Annotated in this window: 26 protein-coding genes; 19 read left to right on the forward strand and 7 right to left on the reverse strand. The window is 54.1% G+C overall.

The window, feature by feature from the left end; all coding sequences use genetic code 11:
• Positions 1-411, forward strand: a 411-nt coding sequence (locus FLS37_RS14145) for a transposase (RefSeq protein WP_198314646.1), incomplete at its 5' end; no start/stop codon positions are given.
• 224 nt (positions 412-635) lie between these two features.
• Here FLS37_RS14145 and FLS37_RS14150 read toward each other — a convergent pair.
• A complete protein-coding gene (locus FLS37_RS14150; RefSeq protein WP_232522616.1) occupies positions 636-1,091 on the reverse strand; it encodes a M48 family metallopeptidase in 456 nt (151 codons plus the stop codon).
• A 51-nt stretch (positions 1,092-1,142) separates the two neighbouring features.
• Here FLS37_RS14150 and FLS37_RS16945 point away from each other — a divergent pair, with 51 nt between their 5' ends.
• Positions 1,143-1,511 carry a hypothetical protein gene (locus FLS37_RS16945; RefSeq protein ID WP_232522617.1) on the forward strand — a complete coding sequence of 123 codons (369 nt, stop codon included), beginning with the start codon at positions 1,143-1,145 and terminating at the stop codon, positions 1,509-1,511.
• A gap of 12 nt (positions 1,512-1,523) precedes the next feature.
• Here FLS37_RS16945 and FLS37_RS14155 read toward each other — a convergent pair whose 3' ends face one another.
• Positions 1,524-2,645: a site-specific integrase gene (locus tag FLS37_RS14155; RefSeq protein WP_157670625.1), complete on the reverse strand. Its 1,122-nt coding sequence runs from the start codon at positions 2,643-2,645 to the stop codon at positions 1,524-1,526.
• Between the two features lie 188 nt (positions 2,646-2,833).
• On the opposite strand from FLS37_RS14155, the gene dusA reads away from it, so the two are divergent.
• The 13 genes from dusA (at position 2,834) to FLS37_RS14220 (ending at position 11,906) form a co-directional block, all read left to right on the forward strand.
• Positions 2,834-3,805, forward strand: coding sequence for a tRNA dihydrouridine(20/20a) synthase DusA (gene dusA / locus FLS37_RS14160; protein WP_232522619.1), 972 nt, complete (start codon positions 2,834-2,836; stop codon positions 3,803-3,805).
• A gap of 2 nt (positions 3,806-3,807) precedes the next feature.
• On the forward strand, positions 3,808-4,455 hold the full coding sequence (locus FLS37_RS14165; RefSeq protein WP_157670627.1) for a TIGR02281 family clan AA aspartic protease: 648 nt from the start codon (positions 3,808-3,810) through the stop codon (positions 4,453-4,455).
• Positions 4,456-4,507: 52 nt separating this feature from the next.
• Positions 4,508-5,110, forward strand: a complete 603-nt coding sequence (gene rdgB, locus FLS37_RS14170) for an RdgB/HAM1 family non-canonical purine NTP pyrophosphatase (protein ID WP_157670628.1) — start codon at positions 4,508-4,510, stop codon at positions 5,108-5,110.
• Positions 5,107-5,337: a hypothetical protein gene (locus FLS37_RS14175; RefSeq protein WP_157670629.1), complete on the forward strand. Its 231-nt coding sequence runs from the start codon at positions 5,107-5,109 to the stop codon at positions 5,335-5,337. The genes rdgB and FLS37_RS14175 overlap by 4 nt, the downstream gene beginning before the upstream one ends.
• A 39-nt stretch (positions 5,338-5,376) precedes the next feature.
• A complete protein-coding gene (locus FLS37_RS14180; RefSeq protein ID WP_157670630.1) occupies positions 5,377-5,928 on the forward strand; it encodes a hypothetical protein in 552 nt (183 codons plus the stop codon).
• A 4-nt stretch (positions 5,929-5,932) separates the two neighbouring features.
• The gene (gene hemW / locus FLS37_RS14185; protein WP_157670631.1) at positions 5,933-7,138 is read left to right on the forward strand and encodes a radical SAM family heme chaperone HemW; all 1,206 of its coding nucleotides are present in this window, start codon (positions 5,933-5,935) and stop codon (positions 7,136-7,138) included.
• 150 nt (positions 7,139-7,288) lie between these two features.
• Positions 7,289-7,855, forward strand: coding sequence for a flavin reductase family protein (locus tag FLS37_RS14190; protein ID WP_157670632.1), 567 nt, complete (start codon positions 7,289-7,291; stop codon positions 7,853-7,855).
• Positions 7,852-8,205 carry a hypothetical protein gene (locus FLS37_RS14195; protein ID WP_157670633.1) on the forward strand — a complete coding sequence of 118 codons (354 nt, stop codon included), beginning with the start codon at positions 7,852-7,854 and terminating at the stop codon, positions 8,203-8,205. The genes FLS37_RS14190 and FLS37_RS14195 overlap by 4 nt, the downstream gene beginning before the upstream one ends.
• Before the next feature lie 17 nt (positions 8,206-8,222).
• Positions 8,223-8,606: a Rid family detoxifying hydrolase gene (locus tag FLS37_RS14200; protein WP_157670634.1), complete on the forward strand. Its 384-nt coding sequence runs from the start codon at positions 8,223-8,225 to the stop codon at positions 8,604-8,606.
• Between the two features lie 90 nt (positions 8,607-8,696).
• A complete protein-coding gene (locus FLS37_RS14205; RefSeq protein WP_157670635.1) occupies positions 8,697-9,119 on the forward strand; it encodes a CoA-binding protein in 423 nt (140 codons plus the stop codon).
• A gap of 55 nt (positions 9,120-9,174) precedes the next feature.
• The gene (gene dapF, locus FLS37_RS14210) at positions 9,175-10,008 is read left to right on the forward strand and encodes a diaminopimelate epimerase (RefSeq protein WP_198314651.1); all 834 of its coding nucleotides are present in this window, start codon (positions 9,175-9,177) and stop codon (positions 10,006-10,008) included.
• 74 nt (positions 10,009-10,082) lie between these two features.
• Positions 10,083-10,823 (forward strand): DUF484 family protein, encoded by a 741-nt coding sequence (locus FLS37_RS14215; RefSeq protein ID WP_157670637.1) that lies wholly within the window; start codon positions 10,083-10,085, stop codon positions 10,821-10,823.
• A 15-nt stretch (positions 10,824-10,838) separates the two neighbouring features.
• Complete coding sequence (locus FLS37_RS14220) at positions 10,839-11,906, forward strand: tyrosine recombinase XerC (RefSeq protein WP_157670638.1); 1,068 nt, start codon at positions 10,839-10,841, stop codon at positions 11,904-11,906.
• On the opposite strand, the gene FLS37_RS14225 is transcribed toward FLS37_RS14220, so the two are convergent.
• Both FLS37_RS14225 and FLS37_RS14230 read right to left on the reverse strand, forming a co-directional pair.
• Positions 11,887-13,440, reverse strand: coding sequence for a hypothetical protein (locus FLS37_RS14225; protein ID WP_157670639.1), 1,554 nt, complete (start codon positions 13,438-13,440; stop codon positions 11,887-11,889). The two genes, FLS37_RS14220 and FLS37_RS14225, sit on opposite strands and share 20 nt — an antisense overlap.
• Before the next feature lie 6 nt (positions 13,441-13,446).
• Entirely contained in the window at positions 13,447-14,814 is a 1,368-nt protein-coding gene (locus FLS37_RS14230; protein ID WP_308418767.1) for an adenosylmethionine--8-amino-7-oxononanoate transaminase, read from the reverse strand.
• 107 nt (positions 14,815-14,921) lie between these two features.
• Between FLS37_RS14230 and ltaE the strand changes: the two genes are divergently transcribed.
• From ltaE to FLS37_RS14250, 4 genes are all read left to right on the forward strand, one after another.
• Positions 14,922-15,953, forward strand: coding sequence for a low-specificity L-threonine aldolase (gene ltaE, locus FLS37_RS14235; protein ID WP_157670640.1), 1,032 nt, complete (start codon positions 14,922-14,924; stop codon positions 15,951-15,953).
• 61 nt (positions 15,954-16,014) lie between these two features.
• The gene (locus FLS37_RS14240; protein ID WP_157670641.1) at positions 16,015-17,025 is read left to right on the forward strand and encodes a methionine ABC transporter ATP-binding protein; all 1,011 of its coding nucleotides are present in this window, start codon (positions 16,015-16,017) and stop codon (positions 17,023-17,025) included.
• On the forward strand, positions 17,022-17,699 hold the full coding sequence (locus FLS37_RS14245; protein WP_157670642.1) for a methionine ABC transporter permease: 678 nt from the start codon (positions 17,022-17,024) through the stop codon (positions 17,697-17,699). Before FLS37_RS14240 ends, FLS37_RS14245 begins: the two co-directional genes overlap by 4 nt.
• 214 nt (positions 17,700-17,913) lie before the next feature.
• Positions 17,914-18,696 carry a MetQ/NlpA family ABC transporter substrate-binding protein gene (locus tag FLS37_RS14250; protein ID WP_157670643.1) on the forward strand — a complete coding sequence of 261 codons (783 nt, stop codon included), beginning with the start codon at positions 17,914-17,916 and terminating at the stop codon, positions 18,694-18,696.
• 84 nt (positions 18,697-18,780) lie between these two features.
• Here FLS37_RS14250 and FLS37_RS14255 read toward each other — a convergent pair whose 3' ends face one another.
• From FLS37_RS14255 to FLS37_RS14265, 3 genes are all read right to left on the reverse strand, one after another.
• Positions 18,781-19,638, reverse strand: a complete 858-nt coding sequence (locus tag FLS37_RS14255; protein ID WP_157670644.1) for a hypothetical protein — start codon at positions 19,636-19,638, stop codon at positions 18,781-18,783.
• 198 nt (positions 19,639-19,836) lie between these two features.
• The gene (locus tag FLS37_RS14260) at positions 19,837-20,265 is read right to left on the reverse strand and encodes a nuclear transport factor 2 family protein (RefSeq protein ID WP_232522622.1); all 429 of its coding nucleotides are present in this window, start codon (positions 20,263-20,265) and stop codon (positions 19,837-19,839) included.
• A complete protein-coding gene (locus tag FLS37_RS14265; protein WP_198314648.1) occupies positions 20,262-21,050 on the reverse strand; it encodes an SDR family NAD(P)-dependent oxidoreductase in 789 nt (262 codons plus the stop codon). The genes FLS37_RS14260 and FLS37_RS14265 overlap by 4 nt, the downstream gene beginning before the upstream one ends.
• Positions 21,051-21,053 lie beyond the last annotated feature (3 nt).

Raw genomic sequence — 21,053 nt, forward strand, 5'->3', positions numbered from 1 at the left:
GTTTCGTGGAAACGGCGCAAAGCGGTGGCGGAAGACCTGAAGCGGATTTACCAGTCGGCGACGGTCGAGGAGGCCGAACAGCGGCTGGCTGAATTTGAAGCGCGCTGGGATGAAGAATATTTGCCGATCAGCCAATCCTGGCGGCGCAATTGGGCGCGGCTGATTCCCTTCTTTGACTTCCCGCCGGAAATTCGCAAGGTGATTTACACGACCAACGCGATTGAGTCGATGAACATGAGCCTGCGCAAGCTGGCGAAAAACCGAGGCTCATTCCCGAGCGACGAAGCGTTGCTGAAATTGTTCTACCTAGCGCTGCGTAATATCAGCCAGAAATGGACGATGCCACTGCGGGATTGGAAAGCGGCGCTAACCCGGTTTACTATCCAGTTTGAGGAACGACTTCCTCAGTAGTCAACGAGGCCGATTTACACAAAATTCTGCACACGCTCCGCCAAGGCGGTAATGCCGTTCACTTAAGCCAAGTGAACGGCATTTTTTCTGCTCATCGCAACCCTATTCCACGTACCATCACGGCTTTTTATGTCGACCTGTTGATGGTAGTTAGAAACTAACCCACTAGAGGCCATATTTATACAAATAATCTGACCCAGCACTTAAAAAACAAACTTTCATATTTAGAAAGTATTTGTATCTAAATTTAATAGCGCATTCGCTATCCCATCCAGCCGACCCTTCACTTTTTCCCAGTTCGGCATCACTTGCCCGATTAGTCGGTAAAACCGCTCGCTATGGTTGTGTTCAGCTAAATGGCAAAGTTCATGCACGATTACGTAATCAATACAATCTCTGGCTGCTTTGACTAAGTGAGGATTGAGTGTCAATCGTCCTGCTGGTGAGTAGCTTCCCCACTGAGTTTGCATGGTCAGAACACGGAGTGGTGGCTTTTCGCTGCCCCATAGGGCTTGCTCTAGCATTGCCTCTAATCGACGGGCAAAGACTTCTTTCGCTCGCGCTTTGTACCAATCTGCAAGCAGTGCGCTGATTTTCTCTGCTGACTTTTCCCGTACCGTCACTTCGATCTTTCCGCGAAGTAGTTTCACGGATGGTTTTTCTGTCGGGTGTTCGGTCACTTTCAGGACGTACTGCTTGCCTAGGTAATAGTGGCTTTCACCGCTGATGTATTGCCGTGGACGCCACAATGGCTGAACGCGGCTAAAGCCAAGATCGAAACCTTTCTCGCCGAACGACTGGCAGCACGAATCAACCCCAGCAAAACCATCCTGCAGCCCATCGCGCGCGGCATTGATTTCGTCGGGCAGATCATCAAACCCCACCACCGAATCACCCGCCGCCGCACAGTTGCCACGGCCTTACGGCGTTGCGCCACCGTTCCGGCCAACGAATTATTTGAGACCGCCAACAGCTATTTCGGCCTACTGCGCACCGCATCACACAACCACGCAGACCGATGCAAACTCGCCAATATTTTGCGACGGCGCGGCCACACGATCAACGGTGACATCAATAAGGCCTATCAAAAGTCAAAATAAACGTCCAGCCCACTACCTCCGATCAGGACGCCCATCCATTGCGACGGGCTTTTTTAATTCGCGGTGTAAATCTTCAGCTTTCAGTTGCGTATAGCGCGCCAAGTTTTTCCAGCTCTTATGTCCCGACACCAGCGCCACTTCCTGAATCTGATAACCCTGTTCAAACAAGCGGCTGATCGCCTCATGACGCAGATCGTGAAACGTCAACCCATCAATTTTCGCCAAGCGGCAAAGCCGCTCAAAACGCGACCTCACCCCATCGGCGGTATAAGGAAAAATCCGCGCATCAGTGCGCGGCTGGGCTTGGATGATTGCCAGCGCCTCACCCAATAGCGGCACGCGTTGATTGTTACCGACTTTTTCCTTTGGGTCTTTGCGATCCCGAATCACAATCGCTTTTTTAACCTCATCCAGATCATCCCACAGCAGCCCGATAATCTCCCCTTGCCGCATACCCGTCTCAATCGCAAAGCGCACAATATCGCCAATCGGGATAAATCCCTTGTGCTTCCACTTTTCGGCCTGCACCAAAAACGCAGCCAGCTCACCAGGCTGCAAGCGCCGCTCACGCTCGACCGATTTAGCCAGCAAACCCAACGACCAGCACTCATCACGCCCCAGCTCGAATGCTTCAATCGGCACATCCAAATCAAAAAACGCTTTGGCGCGGCGCAACACCCCACCTAAATAAACAATATCCTGATTGATGGTTTGCGGCTTCGCGCCCCCTGCGCGGCGGTCACGGCAATGCGCAATCACATCGGTTGGCTTAATATCGACCAGCGCCACTGCACCGATGCGCGAACTCGCCACAATTCCTAGCGCACTACGCTTGGAGTCTCCAAGCGGCTTGTCCTTCTCAACAAAGACGATGTATTTCGCAATCAGGTCAGCCAACGTCAGCCCACGCAAATTGCGAGCGCGAATCGCAGAATCATCTTTCATCGCATCAGTGAGCCGAGCCGCCCAATCCTCAGCCTCACGTTTGGTGGCCGCCTCAGCCCTTGGACCTTTACCCATCACCAGAAAACTACGCGACTCGCTCAATACAGTTGTACCGCCGCGATATAAGCGAACTATGGCCTTAAAACTAATCGTGCCGTCTTTGTTTTCTTTGCGTAAAATAGAAGCCATCGCCGCCCCATTTGCACCTTGAGCATTTTTATGGCCTCAAGGTACAGTCAAGGTGCAAATTTTGCAAGCCAACACGCATCAAACCCAATAAAACTGTAAACATGTCAAATAACAAAAACCCAGCAAAACCAAGTGAAAATCCGGAAAATTCAATGGGCACAAGGGGTAGACGCTTCTGCATTGCACCGATGCTCGATTGGACAGACCGTTTCTACCGGCGTTTTGCGCGAGAGCTGAGCCAGCATACCTGGCTGTATACCGAAATGGTTAATACCGGGGCGATTCTGCATGGTGATCCGCAGCGGCATTTGCGCTTTGATCCGGTGGAATATCCGGTGGCGCTGCAACTGGGTGGCAGCGAGCCCGCCGATCTGGCGCGTTGTGCCAAGATTGCCGAAGATTGGGGCTATGACGAAGTCAATCTGAATGTTGGCTGCCCCAGCGAGCGGGTGCAGTCCGGCTCTTTCGGCGCGTGTCTGATGCTCGAACCTGGCTTGGTGGCCGACGGCGTAAAAGCCATGCGCGATGCCTGTCAGATTGATGTCACGGTGAAGCACCGTATCGGCATCGACAAAATAGAGGAATATAGTTTTGTCCGCGATTTTGTCGGCCAAATTGCCGAGGCAGGTTGCAGCACCTTTATTGTGCATGCGCGCAACGCGATTTTGAAAGGTTTGAGCCCGAAGGAAAATCGCGAAATTCCGCCGCTTAAATATGATTATGCCTATCAGCTCAAACGTGATTTTCCACAACTGGAGATCATTATTAATGGTGGCATCACGACGCTGACCCAATCACTCGAGCATTTGCAATATGTCGATGGCGTCATGGTCGGCCGTGAGGCTTATCACAATCCGTGGCTGCTTACCGGAGTGGATGCGGCGATCTACGGCCAAGCGCAACGGGAACAAAGCCGCCGTGGCGCCATCGAGAATTTGCGCGGTTTCATCGAAGCCGAGCTGGCGGGGGGTACGCCACTACGCTTTATAGCCCGGCATATTCTGGGGCTTTTTCAGGGACAATATGGCGCGCGGCAATGGCGCAGGATGCTCTCTGATGCCACACTACTTAAAAATGCCGATTGGCAGCTGATCGAACAAGCCTTGCAACAGATCGAGCATAGTCAGGGCCAACGGGAAACCTCACAGAGCGAGCAATGATCATGTTAAAACCCGCAATGATTGCAATCAGCCTGGCGCTGAGCGCCCTGCCGGCCCTGGCCGACGATATCGTACTGATCGGCACCATGGGCAATAAGGGCGTATTCCAGATTAACGGCCAGAAAAAAACCCTGCAAAGCGGGCAGCAAAGCGGGATATTCAAAATCATCTCGATTCAAGCCGAATCGGCGATTATTTCCAGCAATGGTCAGCAACGACAATTGCTGCTGGGCCAAGGCTATGTGGCGCAAGGCGGCAACCCCGCAGATAGCCATGCCAGTAGCTTGACGCTGACACCCGACGAGCGTGGCCATTATCTAGTGAATGTGGGCATCAACCAGTCGTCGCAAGCAGGCCTGATCGACACCGGCGCGACGCACTTGTCGATGTCGCGCCCAACTGCCGATAGCATGAAAATCAGTTATAAAAACGGCCAGCAAGGCCGCTCCCAAACCGCCAATGGCAATATTGGCGCCTGGCTGGTGAAGCTGCCGCAAATCCGGATCAACAATATCACGCTCTACGATGTCACCGCCGTGGTACGCGACAGTAATGATAATGCACCGATTCTGGTTGGCATGAGCGTGCTCAACCGCTTCCAGATGCGGCGTGAGCAGGAATTGATGATTTTAAGCAAAAAAGCCTACTAACTGGGTATAGCCCTGCGAGTCATACCTGTTAATAGCCAGAAGCCAATACCCCATGAAAAAAATTGTCCTCGCCAGTAATAATGCTGGCAAGCTGAAAGAATTTGCTCACTTGCTCGCCCCACTGGACGTGCAGATCATCGCGCAGGGCGAGCTGGGAGTGCCCGAATGCCCGGAACCGTATGGCACTTTTATTGAAAATGCGCTAACCAAGGCACGCCATGCCGCCAAAATCACCGGCCTGCCCGCGCTGGCCGACGATTCGGGTCTGTGCGTACACGCGCTGGGCGGCGCACCCGGCGTCTATTCGGCGCGCTACGCCCAACGCGCTGGCGAGGCCAAATCGGATCAGCGCAACAATCAGCATTTGCTCAGCGAGCTGGCGCAGCACACCGACCGGCGCGCCTGGTATTACGCCGCGCTGGTACTGGTGCGCAGCGAAAATGACCCGCAACCGCTGATTGCTGACGGGGTCTGCGTGGGCGAAATCGCGCAACAAGCCAGCGGCGACGGTGGTTTTGGCTACGATCCGCTATTCTGGCTGCCCCAATTTGGCAAAACTGTCGCCCAGATTTCTGCCGAAGAAAAAAGCCAGATCTCGCATCGCGCCAAAGCGCTGCAGAGCCTGATCGCAAAAATGCAGGAAACCGGCTTATGAACCCGCAAGACGAAAGCCGCTGGGCAAAATGGTGCCGTGACGACGGCTCCGTGGTATCGTGCACCGAAAAAGTCAAAGTAATGAATGAAAACCTTGATGAATTGGCGCAAATGGCACAAGACCTGTTTGAAGACGGCCTGCTGATGGAAGTGTCGGCCGAACAAATGCGAGAGGTCTTGCACCGCCTGATTGATCATTTGCACGACCCCTACAATACCAACACCTAATTCACACTGCAGATCAGTTGACCGGAGAATATTTCAATAATGAAACATCTACTACTCGTTGCCGCGCTGACTTTACCATTGCTACATAGTGTGGCTATTGCGGCAAAGGATAACCCAAGCAATGAGACAGCAGCCAATAATCCATTTACAGCTGAGCGCAACAAAGCGATCGGAAATCTAAGTACATCGATTGTAATCTTGCAAAAGATGGGAAGCGAGTGCAAAAATCAAGCCAAACTCAGCGAAGACAAAATTAAATCCAGCCTGAATAAATGGATTGAACGCAATAAAACTTATCTCCAAATGCATGCCGATTATATGAATGGATATTTTGCAACCATTCGGCAATTTGAGGGCGAAGAACAAGCTAAGAAAGTCGTTAACGACATGGGCAAGGTATTTAATGAGCAAGCCAATACTGTAGTTCAATTAACACTTGAAAAGAATGGTAAATCCGAAGCCTGCCTGAAATACTTCCAATTGCTGGGCGAAGGTAAAATGGATATTAAAATAGGCTACCCTGATTATAAAATTCTGACCGAAATGGTTGAATACTCAAAACGCAATACACCCCAAGCGGGCAACAAGTAAATTAATGCACACCATCTCACTGGCCCAGCTGGGCAGCTCTGGCCTGAGCGCCCTGCCCCCGCTGGCGCTGTACATCCATTTTCCCTGGTGCGTGAAGAAATGCCCGTATTGCGACTTCAACTCGCACGCGGTCAGAGACGCTAACTACCCGAGTGGCCTGCCGGAAGCGCAGTATATCGATGCGCTGATCAGCGATCTGGAAAGCAACCTGCCGCAAGTCTGGGGCCGCTCGGTTTCGAGTATTTTTATGGGCGGCGGCACGCCAAGCTTATTCTCGGCTGCCAGCATGGACAGGCTGCTAGAGGCGATCCGCGCGCGCGTTAAGCTCAACCCGGATGCCGAAATCACGCTAGAGGCCAATCCGGGAACATTCGAGATCGAGAAATTCGCCGGCTACGCCGCAGCCGGGATTAATCGGCTGTCGATTGGCATTCAGAGCTTCAATGCTGAACACCTGAGCGCGCTAGGGCGCATCCATAATCGGGACGAAGCTTTGCGCGCAGTCGAGATTGCGCACCAGCATTTTGCCAACTTCAACCTCGACATTATGTACGCGCTGCCGCAGCAAACGCTGGCGCAAGCACAGGCTGATATTCGGCTGGCGATTGAATGCAATTCAACGCATTTAAGTGCGTATCACCTCACACTCGAGCCCAATACCCTATTTCATCGCTACCCACCACAGCTACCCGACGATGACCTGGCCGCCGATATGCAAGAAATGATCGAAGCCGAGCTTGCCAGCGCGGGCTTTGGGCACTATGAAACCAGCGCCTTCTATAAAAAGTCCCAAAACCGGGATTATCGCAGCCAGCATAATCTGAACTACTGGCAGTTTGGCGATTACCTCGGCATTGGCGCTGGCGCACACGGCAAAATCAGTTTTCACGATAAAATCATCCGTCAGGCGCGCTATAAGCAGCCAAGCGAATATCTGGCCAAAATGGCCGCTGGCAATGCGATTCAGACCGAAAATGTCGTAGAAAAGGCCGAGCTACCATTTGAATTTATGCTCAACTTGCTGCGCCTGACTGAAGGCTTCCCGCTGGCGCTGTTTACCGAGCGCACCGGCTTGCCGCAAAGCAAGATTTTTGCTGAGATCGAGCGCGCCTGCAGTGAAGGCTTGCTCGAGCGTGATTTACACTGGGTCAAGCCAACCGACAAAGGTCAGCGCTTTTTGAATGTATTAATGGAACGCTTTTTGCCGTAGGGTGGGTTAGGCCATTAACAGCGCGTGGAAGAGACAGCAACCCCCAAAGGCCGTAACCCACCATAACAGCAAACAATGGGTATACCACCAGAAGAAAGAAGCAATTTACCCTAGCAAGACATACCCAACCCCGTATCAACAGGATTTATTATGGAATGGCCAGTCGCGGCTTTGTCGCCGAGCGAAAAATACAATCTGATTACCGACTGCGTCGTGCCACGCCCGATTGCGTGGGTGAGCAGCATCGACGCTGCGGGCAAAATCAATATCGCGCCATTTTCCTACTTTAATATTGTGGCGAGCGAGCCGATGATTGTGTCGCTCAGCGTGAATCGCCGCCTAGGCCAGGACGGTAGCAGCGAACAAAAAGACACTGCGCTCAATTTAATCCACGGCGGCGATTGCGTGATTCATATTCCATCGCACGATCACGCCCCGGCGGTGCACGCCACCGGCTCGGGCACACCGCCAAGTCAAGCGCAAATCGACGCACTCGGCCTGCAATTTAGTCCATCACAGCAAGTCAAAACACCGCGCATTGACAACTGCGCTGTCGCGCTCGAAGGCCGTTTTCTGCAGCATATTGAAGTCGCTCAACCGGTCGTTGCCGACCTGATTCTGGTTGAAATCGTGCATATTTATGCTGCTGATGACTTGCTGCACAATGAGCGCGTGCATCCTGAGCCGTATGCGATCAATGCGAATAAACGAGCATGAAAACGTCCTTTAAAGTTGGGAGCTGCATTGCAATTGGGACTCTCAATTTACTAGTCGGCTTTATTCTCGGTGCTTACTTTTGGTTTGGTGGACACCAAACAATTAAGGCCTATGTGCCTTATCTTTTATTAATTGCAAGCTTGATCGGCATATACCTCATACTGTCAAAAAACCGTCTAAAAAACGTAGTGATCATCTTTATCACTGCGCTGATTTTATTGCTTCAGCAGCTTGGTATTGTAATCGGCCAAGTTGACTACTTTATCGCTAAACCTTGGACCGAGTTAGATAGCAAAGATTGGCCTGAAATTAAAAATACTTTTTATTTAGCAATAAATAATCAATTGTAATTTTCAAAGGAAAAACCATGAGCAAAGAAATCATCCATTCAGACAATGCCCCCAAAGCCGTTGGCACTTACTCGCAAGCGGTTAAAGTGGGCAATACGGTTTACCTGTCAGGCCAGATTGGTCTTGATCCGGCGTCGGGCGAATTGGCCGAAGGCTTTGAAGCTCAAACTCATCGCGTATTCCAAAACCTGCGCGCGGTCTGCCAAGCCGCTGGCGGCGATTTGTCCGACATCGTGAAACTCGGCGTGTTTGTGGTTGATCTGGCCAACTTTGCCAAGCTGAATGAAATCATGGGTGAATACTTCACCGCCCCCTTCCCGGCACGCGCGGCGGTACAAGCTGCAGCCCTGCCCAAAGGCGCGATTGTTGAAGCCGATGCGGTCATGGTATTGACGAAGTAATATTCAGGGGTATATCACTGCAGGGCAATGATAAATTGCTCTACAGCGATATACCCACTAGCTCAGATTAAATTGAAGATGGGAATGAAGATGACTTTCCAGAACCCTTCCGATGCAGAAATCAAAGCCATTTTACTCTCAACCAAACGCATCGCCATAGTAGGCCTGTCGGATAAACCGACGCGAGCAAGTCATGGGGTGAGTAAATTGATGCAGCAATGGGGTTTTACCATCGTTCCCGTCAATCCTAAGCCGCTGGACACCATACTGGGCGAGAAAGTCTATCCCGATCTGGCGCAGGTGCCGGGCGAGCTGGATCTGGTCAATGTGTTCCGGCGCAGCGAAGAAGCCGGTGCAGTGGTTGATGCGGCGATTGCGCGTGGCGCCAAGGCGATCTGGCTACAACTGGGCATCATCGATGAAGCCGCAGCAGAACGCGCCACAGCGGCCGGAATTCCTATCGTGATGGATCGTTGCTTAATGGTCGAATACGGCCGGCTTTTTGCGGATTAACTTGCCGCCCAACGGCGGCGGCGTTAGCCTTGCTGCATCCTTGGACTGTATCCACATCATGAAACTGAAATTTAGCAAAATGCACGGCCTGGGCAATGACTTTATGGTCATCGACGGCGTGCGCCAGACTGTCTCGCTCTCGGCCGATGTGATCGGCCAGCTGGGGCATCGCAATTTTGGAATTGGCTTTGACCAGCTCTTGCTGGTGGAAAAAAGCAGCACGCCCGGCATTGATTTTCGCTATCGCATTTTTAATTGCGATGGCTCGGAAGTTGAGCAGTGTGGCAATGGCTCGCGCTGTTTTGCCCGTTTTGTATTTGATCAAGGCTTAACCGACAAACACGAGATCGCCGTTGAAACCGCCAAAGGCGTGATTTACCCCAAGCTGGCAGCCGACGGCAATGTAACGGTGAATATGGGCGTGCCGCGCTTTGCCCCGGATGAGATTCCTTTTCAGGCACCCAGCGAAGCCATCATCGACCCGCTGATCGTCGATGGTCAGGTTTATGATATTTCGGTAGTGTCGATGGGCAATCCGCACGCTGTGCAGGTCGTTCATTCGGTTGTCACCGCCCCGGTAGCCGAGCACGGCCCGTTGATTGAAAACCATCCTCGCTTTCCGCAAAAAGTGAACGCCGGCTTTATGGAAATAGTGAGCCGCGATGAAATCCATTTGCGTGTGTTCGAGCGCGCTGCCGGTGAAACGCTGGCTTGCGGCACCGGCGCTTGCGCGGCGGTGGTGGCGGGCATCCGTCGTGGCCTGCTCAATCCATCCGTACTGGTGCACACCCGGGGTGGCGATTTGCGCATTAGCTGGGCAGGCGCAGGGCAAGCGGTCATGATGACCGGGCCGGCCGTCACAGTTTTTGAAGGTAGTATCGAGATTTAAACCGGCCCTCGCCGCCATGCGCCTTAGCGTTGGGTGGCAAGGGCTGCTTAACCCGCTTCCAGAAGGAAAAACAGATGCAAGCGAATGATGTCGTTCAGTGGTTAAAGCAAAACCCGGCCTTTTTCGATGAGTTTGCCGATGATATTGCGCAGATTTTTGTGCCGCATAATCACGGTGGGCACGCTGTTTCACTGGCCGAACGCCAATTGCTCACTTTGCGCGACCGCAATCGCCAGCTGGAAGCCCGCTTGGGCGAGCTACTGCAATTTGGCGTGGAAAACGACGCCATTTCCGACAAGCTGCACCAGCTCACCGTCGATTTGCTCAAGGCTGATGACCTGGCTTCGATCATTGGCACGCTGGAATACCATTTGAAAGCACGATTTGCCGTGCCCTGGATGGCGCTGCGCCTGTGGCTGCCTGCGGGGCAATGCAATCTGATGGAGTTTTCGCCCGTAGGGGAGACAATTCTGAAGCTGGCAGACAATCTGGTGTCGCCTTACTGTGGCCCCTACGTCACCGATGAAGTGCTCGACTGGTTTGAAATCGGCAGCGGCGAGCTAAAATCGTTCGCCCAGTTCGCACTGAAAACCGGCGATGCACCATTTGGCATTCTGGTCATGGCCAGCCCGGATAGCGAGCGCTTCTACCCGGATATGGGCACACTGTACTTGCAACGCATGTCCGAGCTGGTGTCCGCGGCAATCCGGCGCGTCGTACCAGAGGCACGTGTACCGGAACCGGCAGCACTAGAATCAGGTGTGTCGGAATCTGCTGCGCCGGAACCGGAACAGATCGCGCCGGAACAGCATTAAGCCCCCCCGATCCGCATGTCAGCCACCAAAACCAGCGCAACACCAACGCACGCGCCCCTCAGGCGCAGCAAGACAGCGCAGGAATCCCCTCCGCAAGCCGCTACGCTAGCGGCGTCAACCCAGGCCGAGCTGGCGCATTTTTTCCGCTTTCAACAAGGCGAAAAGATGGCCAGCGCACATACCCTTAGCGCCTATCAGCGCGATCTGCAACTACTGGCGGGGCTGGCGCAGGCAAGGGAATTATCCAGCCTGCGGCCACAAGACATCCGCGCCTTTGTCAGGCAGCTAGCCAGTCAAGGGCTATCAGGGCGCTCGATTGCCCGCACCTTATCGGCCTGGCGTGTTTTCTACCGATTGATGATTCGTGATTTTCAATGGGCGATCAATCCGGTCGACGGCATCAAGGCGCCCAAAGCGGCCAAAGCGCTGCCAGCAACACTGAACGCTGACGATGCGGCCGGTTTTCTGGATAATCTGCCCGATGATGACGCACTGGCCATCCGGGACAAAGCCATTTTCGAGCTGGCTTACTCATCCGGGCTGCGCGTGAGCGAGCTGGTTGGGCTTAAATTGATCGAGCTCGATTTGCCGCAAGGCATGGCCAGCGTCACCGGCAAGGGTAATAAAACGCGACTGGTGCCAATTGGCCGCCCGGCGCAGGAAGCTTTGCGGCACTGGCTGAGCATTCGTCCCGAATGGGCCAGAACACACACGCCAACGATCTTTGTCAGCCAGAAAGGCACCGCAATGACCCCGCGTGCTGTGCAATTGCGGCTGCGCCATTGGCAGCAGGAGCTGGGCATTCAGGAGCCGCTTTACCCGCACAAGCTGCGCCATAGCTGCGCCAGCCATTTGCTGCAATCGTCGGGCGATTTGCGTGCGGTGCAAGAACTACTGGGGCACGCCAGCATTGCCACCACACAGATTTACACCCATCTGGATTTCCAGCATCTGGCTCAGGTTTATGATCAGGCACACCCCAGAGCCAGAAATACCCCTGATGGGGATAAGGCTGCAACAAGCACAGAACAAGCTACAGCAGAAGATACCCCATCAAATAGTACTACGTCAGATCGCCGGTAAATTCGAATAAATCATAGCCATTTTGTTGCTCGATCAACTTGGCCGCGCGCAACATCAGTGACTTGTCACCCAGTAAAACGGCGTATTCACGCAGCGGCGTATAAAGCCCTTTCTGCGTTGCAATGCGCGCCGATTGCTTGAGCGCCGGAATCGCTGGCAATAGCAGCGCCGGCACAAAATCCAGCCCTTGCTGCTGGGTTGGGCGTAGTAAAATCGCCTGCGCCTTGGCACTCATCACCTGCAAACCCATTTCCATCGACCCGTTCTGATGCTGGTGCAGCCAGCGAATCGAAGCCACCATCCAGTTGCTCTCTTCCGCTACCGATAGCGCGACAATCTCCCCGGCATTGGCCTGCTCTCTGGGCAGCTCGTGCGCCAGAATGCCATAGCCCCCCGGGCTTTCGTTGACCACCTGCCATTGGGTCAACAGCAAGTCGCCTTCGTTCAGCGGCACGCGCTCGGTGCCCTGCCCCAGCTCATGATTGAGGCGAAACGCCGTGCGGCGCAGCCCTAGCGCCACGCTGATCGTCGATTGCGCCGGAATGCGCTGGTACAGGCGATGCGGAACAATGCTCCACTGCCGGATCACGCGGCGCAAGATTTCCAGCCAGATCTGCACCTTGGCCCTGTCCTTGGCCATCGGCGCTTTGGCTTCAACCGAATGCTCGGCTTTGTAGAGTTTCTTGGCCAGCTCGATGGTATCGAACAGCACGGCCTGACCGGCATAATGATCAAGCGAGCGGTTGCCCACAAAGCATGGCGGCTTGTCCGAATTGAGCTCGATCAGGAAAAAACCGGCGCTCGAAGCCAGTTTGCTCAAAGGCTGAAAGTGCGCATGCGGTGCATAGTTTTCGATAATTTCAATGACTTTATCGAGCTCGGGCCCGGCAAAGCGGTGCGGGTCAGCCAGCGCCAGCAGCACCATCTGCTTGTACAGAGTGGCAATCGGGCGGCTTGATTTGTCTTTCGGATTATCGTTTTTGGGCTCGTCGAGTATTTTATTTTCCGCGCAATAACGGAAAATCTGGTGCATCTCAAACCACATTCCCTCGCCGAGCGTCTGGTACAAACGCCCCGACATCTGGTACACCCGCCAGTAGGCATACAGCAAGGCTTGCAATAAAACCGGCGAGGTTTTGTTGCCGCTACTGAAAAAACCGAAGCGCTTTTCTTCGTTTTTGTCATGAATGGCAATTTTCCAGCCCACGGCCAGCTCATACCAGACATTGCGTGCCAATTGCGCGGCCGCTCTAGCCGACTCTTTCATTGGCAAACCGGGCGAGGCATAGGCCATTTCAAACGCGCCGGTCAGCATTTCCAGCGAATTTTGATACTCGGTCAGCAGCAAAGCGCGCAAATCCGGCTCGACCTTGACGCGATTGAGCACGGCCAGCGCATCCAGAATCATCCGGCCCGCGTCAATCACATTGGCCGTCGGCAAAGCGATCAGCCAATCGCGGAGTTTTTTCGGATCAGTCTGCACGACGCTGCTCAGCGACGGATCAATTTCGGGAATGGTAAATTTTAAAGTCATAGCCAATTAATCACTGATCAAACTGCGATCCAGAGCGCGAAGAGCGGCATTTGCCATCATTTCAGCCTGTGCCAAATCGATAATATACGGCGGCATAAAATATACCGTATTTCCCACCGGGCGCAGCAAAACTCCTGCATTTAAAGCGTTTTGAAAGAATTTCTGTGCAAATCCGGCGGGTGCGTCAATTACATCAAAGGCCCAGATCATACCTCGATGCCGCCAGTGCCTGATGCGCGGGTGTGCCATCAGCGGCGCAAACACCTGATTCATCGCAGCCGCTTTGCTGCGGTTTTGCACAATCACGTCGTCATCGCGAAAAATCTGCAGCGTGGCCAGCGCCGCTGCGCACGCCAATGCATTGCCGGTATACGAGTGCGAATGCAAAAAAGCGCGTGAGCTGTCGTCCGCATAAAAGGCCTGATAAATGGCATCGGTACAGAGCACCACCGCCAGTGGCAGATAGCCGCCTGTAATGCCTTTGGACAGGCAAATCAGATCAGGTTTGATACCGGCCTGCTCGCAGGCAAACATCGTGCCGGTTCGGCCAAAGCCCACGGCAATTTCGTCAGCGATCAGTAAGACCTGATATTGATCGCAGAGTATACGCGCCTGAGCCAGGTACTCCGGTGCATACATCGCCATACCCACCGCCCCCTGTATCAGCGGCTCGACAATCAGCGCGGCGATTTCATCAGCATGCGCTTGCAATACGCGCTCCAGATCAGCCAGCGCGCGCGCCGTGTAATCGGCGGCCGATTCGCCCTCGGCAGCCAGCCGCGGGTCCGGACTCATCACGGCAAAGTTCTCACGCACCAGGGGCGCGTAGGCGGTGCGAAAAATCGGCACATCAGTCACCGACAGGGCGCCGACCGTTTCGCCGTGATAACTATCGGCCAGATACACAAAGCGGTTTTTGCCTTCACGCCCCAGATTGCGCCAGTAATGCGCGGCCATTTTCAAGGCGATTTCGGTCGCCGAAGCGCCATCCGAGCCATAAAAAGCATGGCCTAAACCGGTCAGCTCACCCAATTGCTCGGAAAGTGCCACCACCGGCTCATGCGTAAAACCGGCCAGCATGACATGCTCGAGCGTATCCATCTGCCGACTGATCGCCGCCTTGATCCGTGGCTCGTTATGGCCAAACAGATTCACCCACCAGCTTGAAACTCCGTCGATAAAACGATGACCGTTGCAATCGGTGAGCCAGACACCATCAGCACGGGCAATAGGCACCAGCGGCAGGGTTTCATGGCGCTTCATTTGAGTGCACGGATGCCAGACCGCCGCCATACTGCGCACCAGCAGAGAGTGATTGGCGTTGGTATTTGAAATGGGATTTGGAATGGAATTTGAAATGGTCGTCTTCATCATCGCTATTTTCGCACAATCTGCGCCGATCTATCCGAATTAGGAATATCGGCTATAGTCAGTAGCCCGCTCAATAGTCACAATCATTGTTCAACTCAAAGCATTGCGCCATGAAAATACTCGATCTACGCAGCGACACTGTGACACAGCCCACCGATGCCATGCGCCAGGCCATGGCGCAGGCCATTGTTGGCGATGATGTCTATGGCGATGACCCCACCGTCATTGCACTTGAGCAGGCAAGCGCCAGCCGCCTGGGCAAAGAGGCCGCATTGTTTGTCCCAACGGGTACATTTGGCAATCAGCTGGCCATTCTGACGCATTGCCAGCGCGGCAACGAAGTCATTGTGGGGGACGACAGCCATATTGTCTGGCACGAAGCCGGCGGCAGTGCCGTGATCGGTGGCGTGCAGCTGCGCACGCTGGAAAGCCACCTGGGCCAGCTTGACCCGGCCGCAATCGGGCGCAAAATCCGCTACGGAATTGATATTCACGAACCTAAAACCGGCCTGATCTGCCTGGAGAACGCCCACTCGAATGGCCGCGTGATTCCACTCTCGAATATGCAGGCCATCTGGCAGGTGGCGCAGAGCAAAGGTATCCCGCTACATCTGGATGGCGCGCGCATTTTTAATGCCGCCACACATCTGGGTGTGGATGCAAAAGAAATCACGCAATATTGCGATACGGTGATGTGCTGCCTGAGCAAAGGCCTGGCCGCACCAGTGGGCTCGATTCTGGCCGGAACAAACGACTTTATCTCCCGCGCCCGCCGTTTGCGCAAAATGCTGGGCGGCGGTTTACGCCAGGCGGGGGTGTTGGCCGCACCGGGTTTAATCGCGCTCAATGAGATGAGCCTGCGTCTGGGGCAAGATCACGCCAATGCTCAGGCGCTAGCGCAGCAACTTAGCCGGATTGACGGTATCGAGATCGATCTGGCCAGCGTGCAAATCAATATGGTGTGGTTCAGGTTCACCCGCGACATCAACGCGGCAGCGCTCACCGCCGCCTTTGCCGCGGCACAGATCAAAGTAAACCCGCCTGAAGAAGGCTGGATGCGGCTGGTGACGCACTGGCAAATCGAGCACGCAGATCTTGAACGAATTGTGGCCGTACTGCGGCACTTCATGACAAGTAATTAGTACCTTGTTGAACGCCGATGCTTGCGAAATAATCAATTAAACAGGTACATAAAGGCATTCCGTGATTGTATTAGAAAATCTCAGCAAATCTTATCGCGTCGATGGGCGCGATATCCCTGCGCTTAAACGCATAGACCTGCAAATCGCAGCAGGTGAAATTTTTGGCGTGATTGGTCATTCTGGTGCCGGAAAATCGACCTTAATTCGACTTATCAATCTGCTTGAACGCCCTAGTGGTGGCCGTGTTTTACTCGATGATGTCGACCTGACCCAGCTATCAAGCGATGCGCTGCGCAAGTCACGACAAAAAATCGGCATGATTTTTCAGCATTTCAATCTGCTGATGAGCAAAACGGTCGCCCAGAACGTCGCCTTCCCGCTGCAAGTGGCGGGCGAGCTCGATCAGGCCGCCATCAACGCACGTGTGGCCGAATTGCTCGAGCTAGTTGGGCTGGCGGATCACGCCAATAAATACCCGGCCCAATTATCCGGCGGCCAGAAACAGCGCGTCGGCATCGCCCGCGCGCTGGCCAACCAGCCCAAATTACTGCTGTGCGACGAAGCCACCAGCGCGCTTGACCCGCAAACGACGGCGTCAGTGCTGCAGCTGCTGCTGGAAATCAATCAGCAACTCAAGCTGACTATCGTGCTGATTACGCATGAAATGAATGTTATCCGTAGCATTTGCGACCGCGTTGCCGTGATTGATGGTGGCGAAATTGTCGAGCTGGGACCGGTCACCAATGTGTTTTTACATCCCAAGCATCCCACTACGCGGCGCTTTGTATATGAAAGCGAGCATGTCGATGAAAGCGCCGAAGCGGACGATTTTGCCCATGTACCCGGCAAAATTGTGCGGCTGACCTTCAAAGGGGAATCCACTTATCAATCGCACCTGAGCGCGCTGGCGCGCCAGCTTGCCGTGGATTTCTCAATCCTGGCTGGGCGGATCGAGCGCATCAAAACCACGCCTTGCGGCCAGCTCACGCTGGCACTGGTGGGCTCGCAAGTGGATGAACTGCTGTCGCGCCTGACTGATGAAGGCATTGTGGTTGAGGAGCTGCGCCAATGAGTACCATCTTGAATGATTTGATGAGCAATATTGACTGGGCCGATATTGGCATGGCTAGCGTCGACACGCTGAGCATGCTCGGCGGCTCGCTGCTGTTTACGCTGATTCTGGGCTTGCCGCTGGGCATACTGCTGTTTCTGACCGGCAAAAAACAGCTACTTGAGCAGCCCGTGGTGTACGGCGTTTTATCGTTTATCGTCAACGTGCTGCGCTCGGTGCCTTTTGTGATTCTGCTGATTATCATGATTCCGTTTACCGTGCTGCTTACCGGCACTTCGCTCGGTGTCGCGGGCGCGATTCCGCCGCTGGTCGTCGGTGCGACGCCCTTCTTTGCACGGCTGGTGGAAACTGCGCTGCGCGAGGTGGATCGTGGCATTATCGAAGCCACACAGGCGATGGGCGCAAGCACCCGCCAGATTGTGATTAAAGCGCTGCTGCCCGAAGCGATGCCCGGCATCATGGCCGCCATCACCGTCACCGCGATCACACTGGTGTCTTACGCGGCAATGTCAGGGGTGATTGGCGGTGGCGGGCTGGGCGATCTGGCGATTCGGTTCGGCTATCAGCGCTTTCAGACCGACGTCATGGTGGTCACCGTCGTACTACTACTGGTGCTGGTGCAGGTTTTGCAGATGGTGGGCGACAGGCTGGTGCAACACTTCAGCCGCCGCTAAAGCTTGGCTGCGCCAAAGAGAAGGCCAAGGTTTTTATATCGCGTCTTATGCTTAGCCACTTAGCAGCATTCTCATATAGATAGAAGCAATTGGTATTTAGTATTTAAATTACGTAGTGATACTCTGTACTTAATACACCCTTCACGGGGTATATCCATGCAGAGCATAGCTCCAAAAGAGTACAAACACATACCCTCCCAAAAGGAATGAAACCATGAAGAAAGCCATTTCCCTATTTGCCGCCGCTGGTGTCTTGCTGAGCGCAGGCAGTTTTGCCGCAGATAAACTGAGCGTCGGCGCTACTGCAGTACCGCACGCTGAAATTCTGGAATTCATCAAGCCAACGCTGGCCAAGCAAGGTGTTGAGCTGGATGTGAAAGTCTTTACCGACTACGTACAACCCAATATTCAGGTCGCCGAGAAAAAACTCGACGCCAATTTCTTCCAGCACCAGCCTTACCTGAACGAATTTAACAAAGGCAAAGGCACCACGCTGGTGAGTGTTGCCGGTGTTCACGTTGAGCCCTTTGGCGCGTATTCAAGCAAAGTAAAAAAACTCGCAGAGCTGAAAGAAGGCGCGACGGTCGCGATCCCGAATGACGCGACCAACGGCGGGCGCGCGCTCCTGCTACTCGATAAAGCCGGTGTGATTACGCTGAAAGATAAAAAGAACATCCTCGCCACGAGCAAAGACATTGCAGCCAACCCGAAAAAGCTGAAATTCAAAGAGCTGGAAGCGGCCACGCTGCCACGCATTCTGAATCAGGTTGATCTGGCGCTGATCAACACCAATTACGCACTGGAAGCCAAACTCAACCCAAGCAAGGATGCGCTGACCATTGAAGGCAAAGAATCGCCCTACGTGAATATTCTGGTCACGCGTACCGATAATAAAGACGCAGCAGCAGTGAAAAAGCTGGCTGCCGCGCTTAAATCACCAGCGGTGAAGAAATTCATCGAAACCAAATACCAAGGCGCCATCGTTCCGGCATTCTAATCAAGTAAGCGGATCACCTGCGTTAAAAAAGGGGCTTTTGCCCCTTTTTTAACGGATACGCACATCGACACAGCAACAACAAGCTTATCGATCCTGCAGTAAAAATGCCTGCGGATTAACCAGTGTCCATGATTCAACCCGTGCATTGAAAAAGCCAGCTTCGGTATATGCACGGCGCAGGGTGCCATCGCGACGCATCTGGCTAAGCCCTTTATTCAGCGCTTCAAACACCACGGCACCATGCCCCGTTGGCGAGACCAGGAAATGCCGCGATCCCGGCATCGCCACCTTCATGCCCTTGACAGGAAAAAGACGCGCGCCTTCAACCTCAAACGACATATCGGGCGATGCTTTGAATGAGGACAGCGTAAAATCGCCGCGCCCGCCCTTGAGCATTTTGGCAATCATGGCAAATGTAGGGGCGCTTTCAATTTTGTTCATGCCAAGGCTTTCCAGCGTCGCCACATCGTTTTTCCATGCCCTGTTGGTCACCACCGTCATGGTGCGCATATCCTTGAGCGACGCACCGCGCAGGCCCGGATGCCCCTCGGCCATATAAAAGCCCACGACGTATTCGCCATCGCGTATCAATGGCACCGACATGCGTGCCCGGGTTTGCTGCACGTCGCTAGCCCAGACCGACGTACCGCTGGCGGTGACATTACCCGCTTCGACTTCAACCAGAATACGCGCATAACTATCCACCGGAATCAGTCGCACCCGCTCGTCCAGCCCGCCGCGCATCAGCGCCTGCTGAAACAGCACCAGCTCGACAGTATCGCGCCGCGCCCCCACACCGCTGTACTCTCGGACATCCAGAATATCGCGGTGCCGCAGCAGTTTTTGGTAATCCAGAATCACATCCCGCGGCACCGCCAGCAGGATTTCAGCCCAGGCCAGCTGCGTCGCCAGCAGTAGCGTCAGGCAAAACATGTACTTCAATCGGGATACTCCTGTTCGCAAATGAGTGGCCTTTCAGTCCAGGAACTGCCTGAAACTAGCTTGGAGTTGCTTGCTTTGCGAAGCAGACTGAGCAGCCGACACAGTTGTAAGTATTCACCTTACGACTGTGGCGACTATACGCGAGGAGGATCAATAATGAAATACTAATATTTAGCAGTCGGGATAGTACTAAGTTCCTTATTCGCCATGCACCGCAAACAGGCCTCGCAAGCAGCGGATAGGCCAGCCGATCACAGGCAGCTTTTGCAGTAATTCTTCGGCTGCATCCCAGTAATCACGGTGATTTAGCACGCGCCCATCGTCGCCAAACATCAGATGCGAGCCGCCTTCAATCCGGTAGCTTTTGCCTTTGAGTTCAAAGGCAAACACCCAGGTCACAAAGGCCTGCTGTCCTTGCACCAGCCGCTCGCCAATCACAAAGCGCGGATTGCTAGTGGTAGCAAACATGTGCGCAAAAATACTCCGGATCGCCGCCTGCCCCACCACATCGTTAAACGGGTCTTTAAATCTAGCCTGCGGCTGATAAAAGTGGGCAACTTGATCAAGCGTTTCGGGGCAAATGCACTCATACCAGGCGAGTAATTCGTCGATTTTAATAGGCATCATGAGAGTTTCAGATAGCGCTCGAACAAGGCGAAACGCCAACGATACGGCAAAAGCTGGATCAGTTTCATGGTTTGTGTAAAGCGGCGCGGAAAATGGATTTCAAAATCCCCGGCAGCCATCCCCCGCATGATGGCCGCAGCCGCCTGTTCGGGCGTTTGCAGCGCGGGCATGGTGAAGTCGTTTTTAGCCGTCAGACTGGTTTGCACAAAGCCCGGATTGATCAGATAAACACTCAGGCCTTTCGGGTGCAGATCGCTGTATAAAATCTCGGCCAGATTGATCAGCGCCGCCTTGCTGGGACCATAAACGCTGGCATTGGGTAGGCCCATATACCCGGCCACGCTCGCGATCAGCCCGATACCGCCGTGTCCCCGCGCCAGCATGGCGGGCAAGATGGTCTCGATGGCGCGGTAGGCACTGAGCAGATTGATATCAAGCGTTTGCCCGGCACGGGCGGCGCTTACTTCCCAGACGCGCTCGGGGCAATAATCAGCCGCACAAAACAGCACTAGATCGGGTTCACCCATGTTCTGGCACACGCTCTGATAGGCCTGCGGCCAGGCAGCAGGCTCGATCGCGTCAAAAGCCAGGACATGCGCCTGTTCCTGACCGTGGGCCGCGGCCAATTGCCGCAGCGCAGGCTCACGCCGAGCACTGAGCGTGACAATCGCGCCTAGTGCCAGCAATTGTTGCGCCAGCGCAGCACCAATCCCGCTGGAAGCACCTATCAGCCAGACGCGCAGCCCACGCCAGCTGGAAATCGGCTTATTCATGGCATTGAACATAGC

The organism is Chitinibacter sp. GC72 (genome assembly GCF_009760905.1).
Lineage (GTDB): Bacteria > Pseudomonadota > Gammaproteobacteria > Burkholderiales > Chitinibacteraceae > Chitinibacter.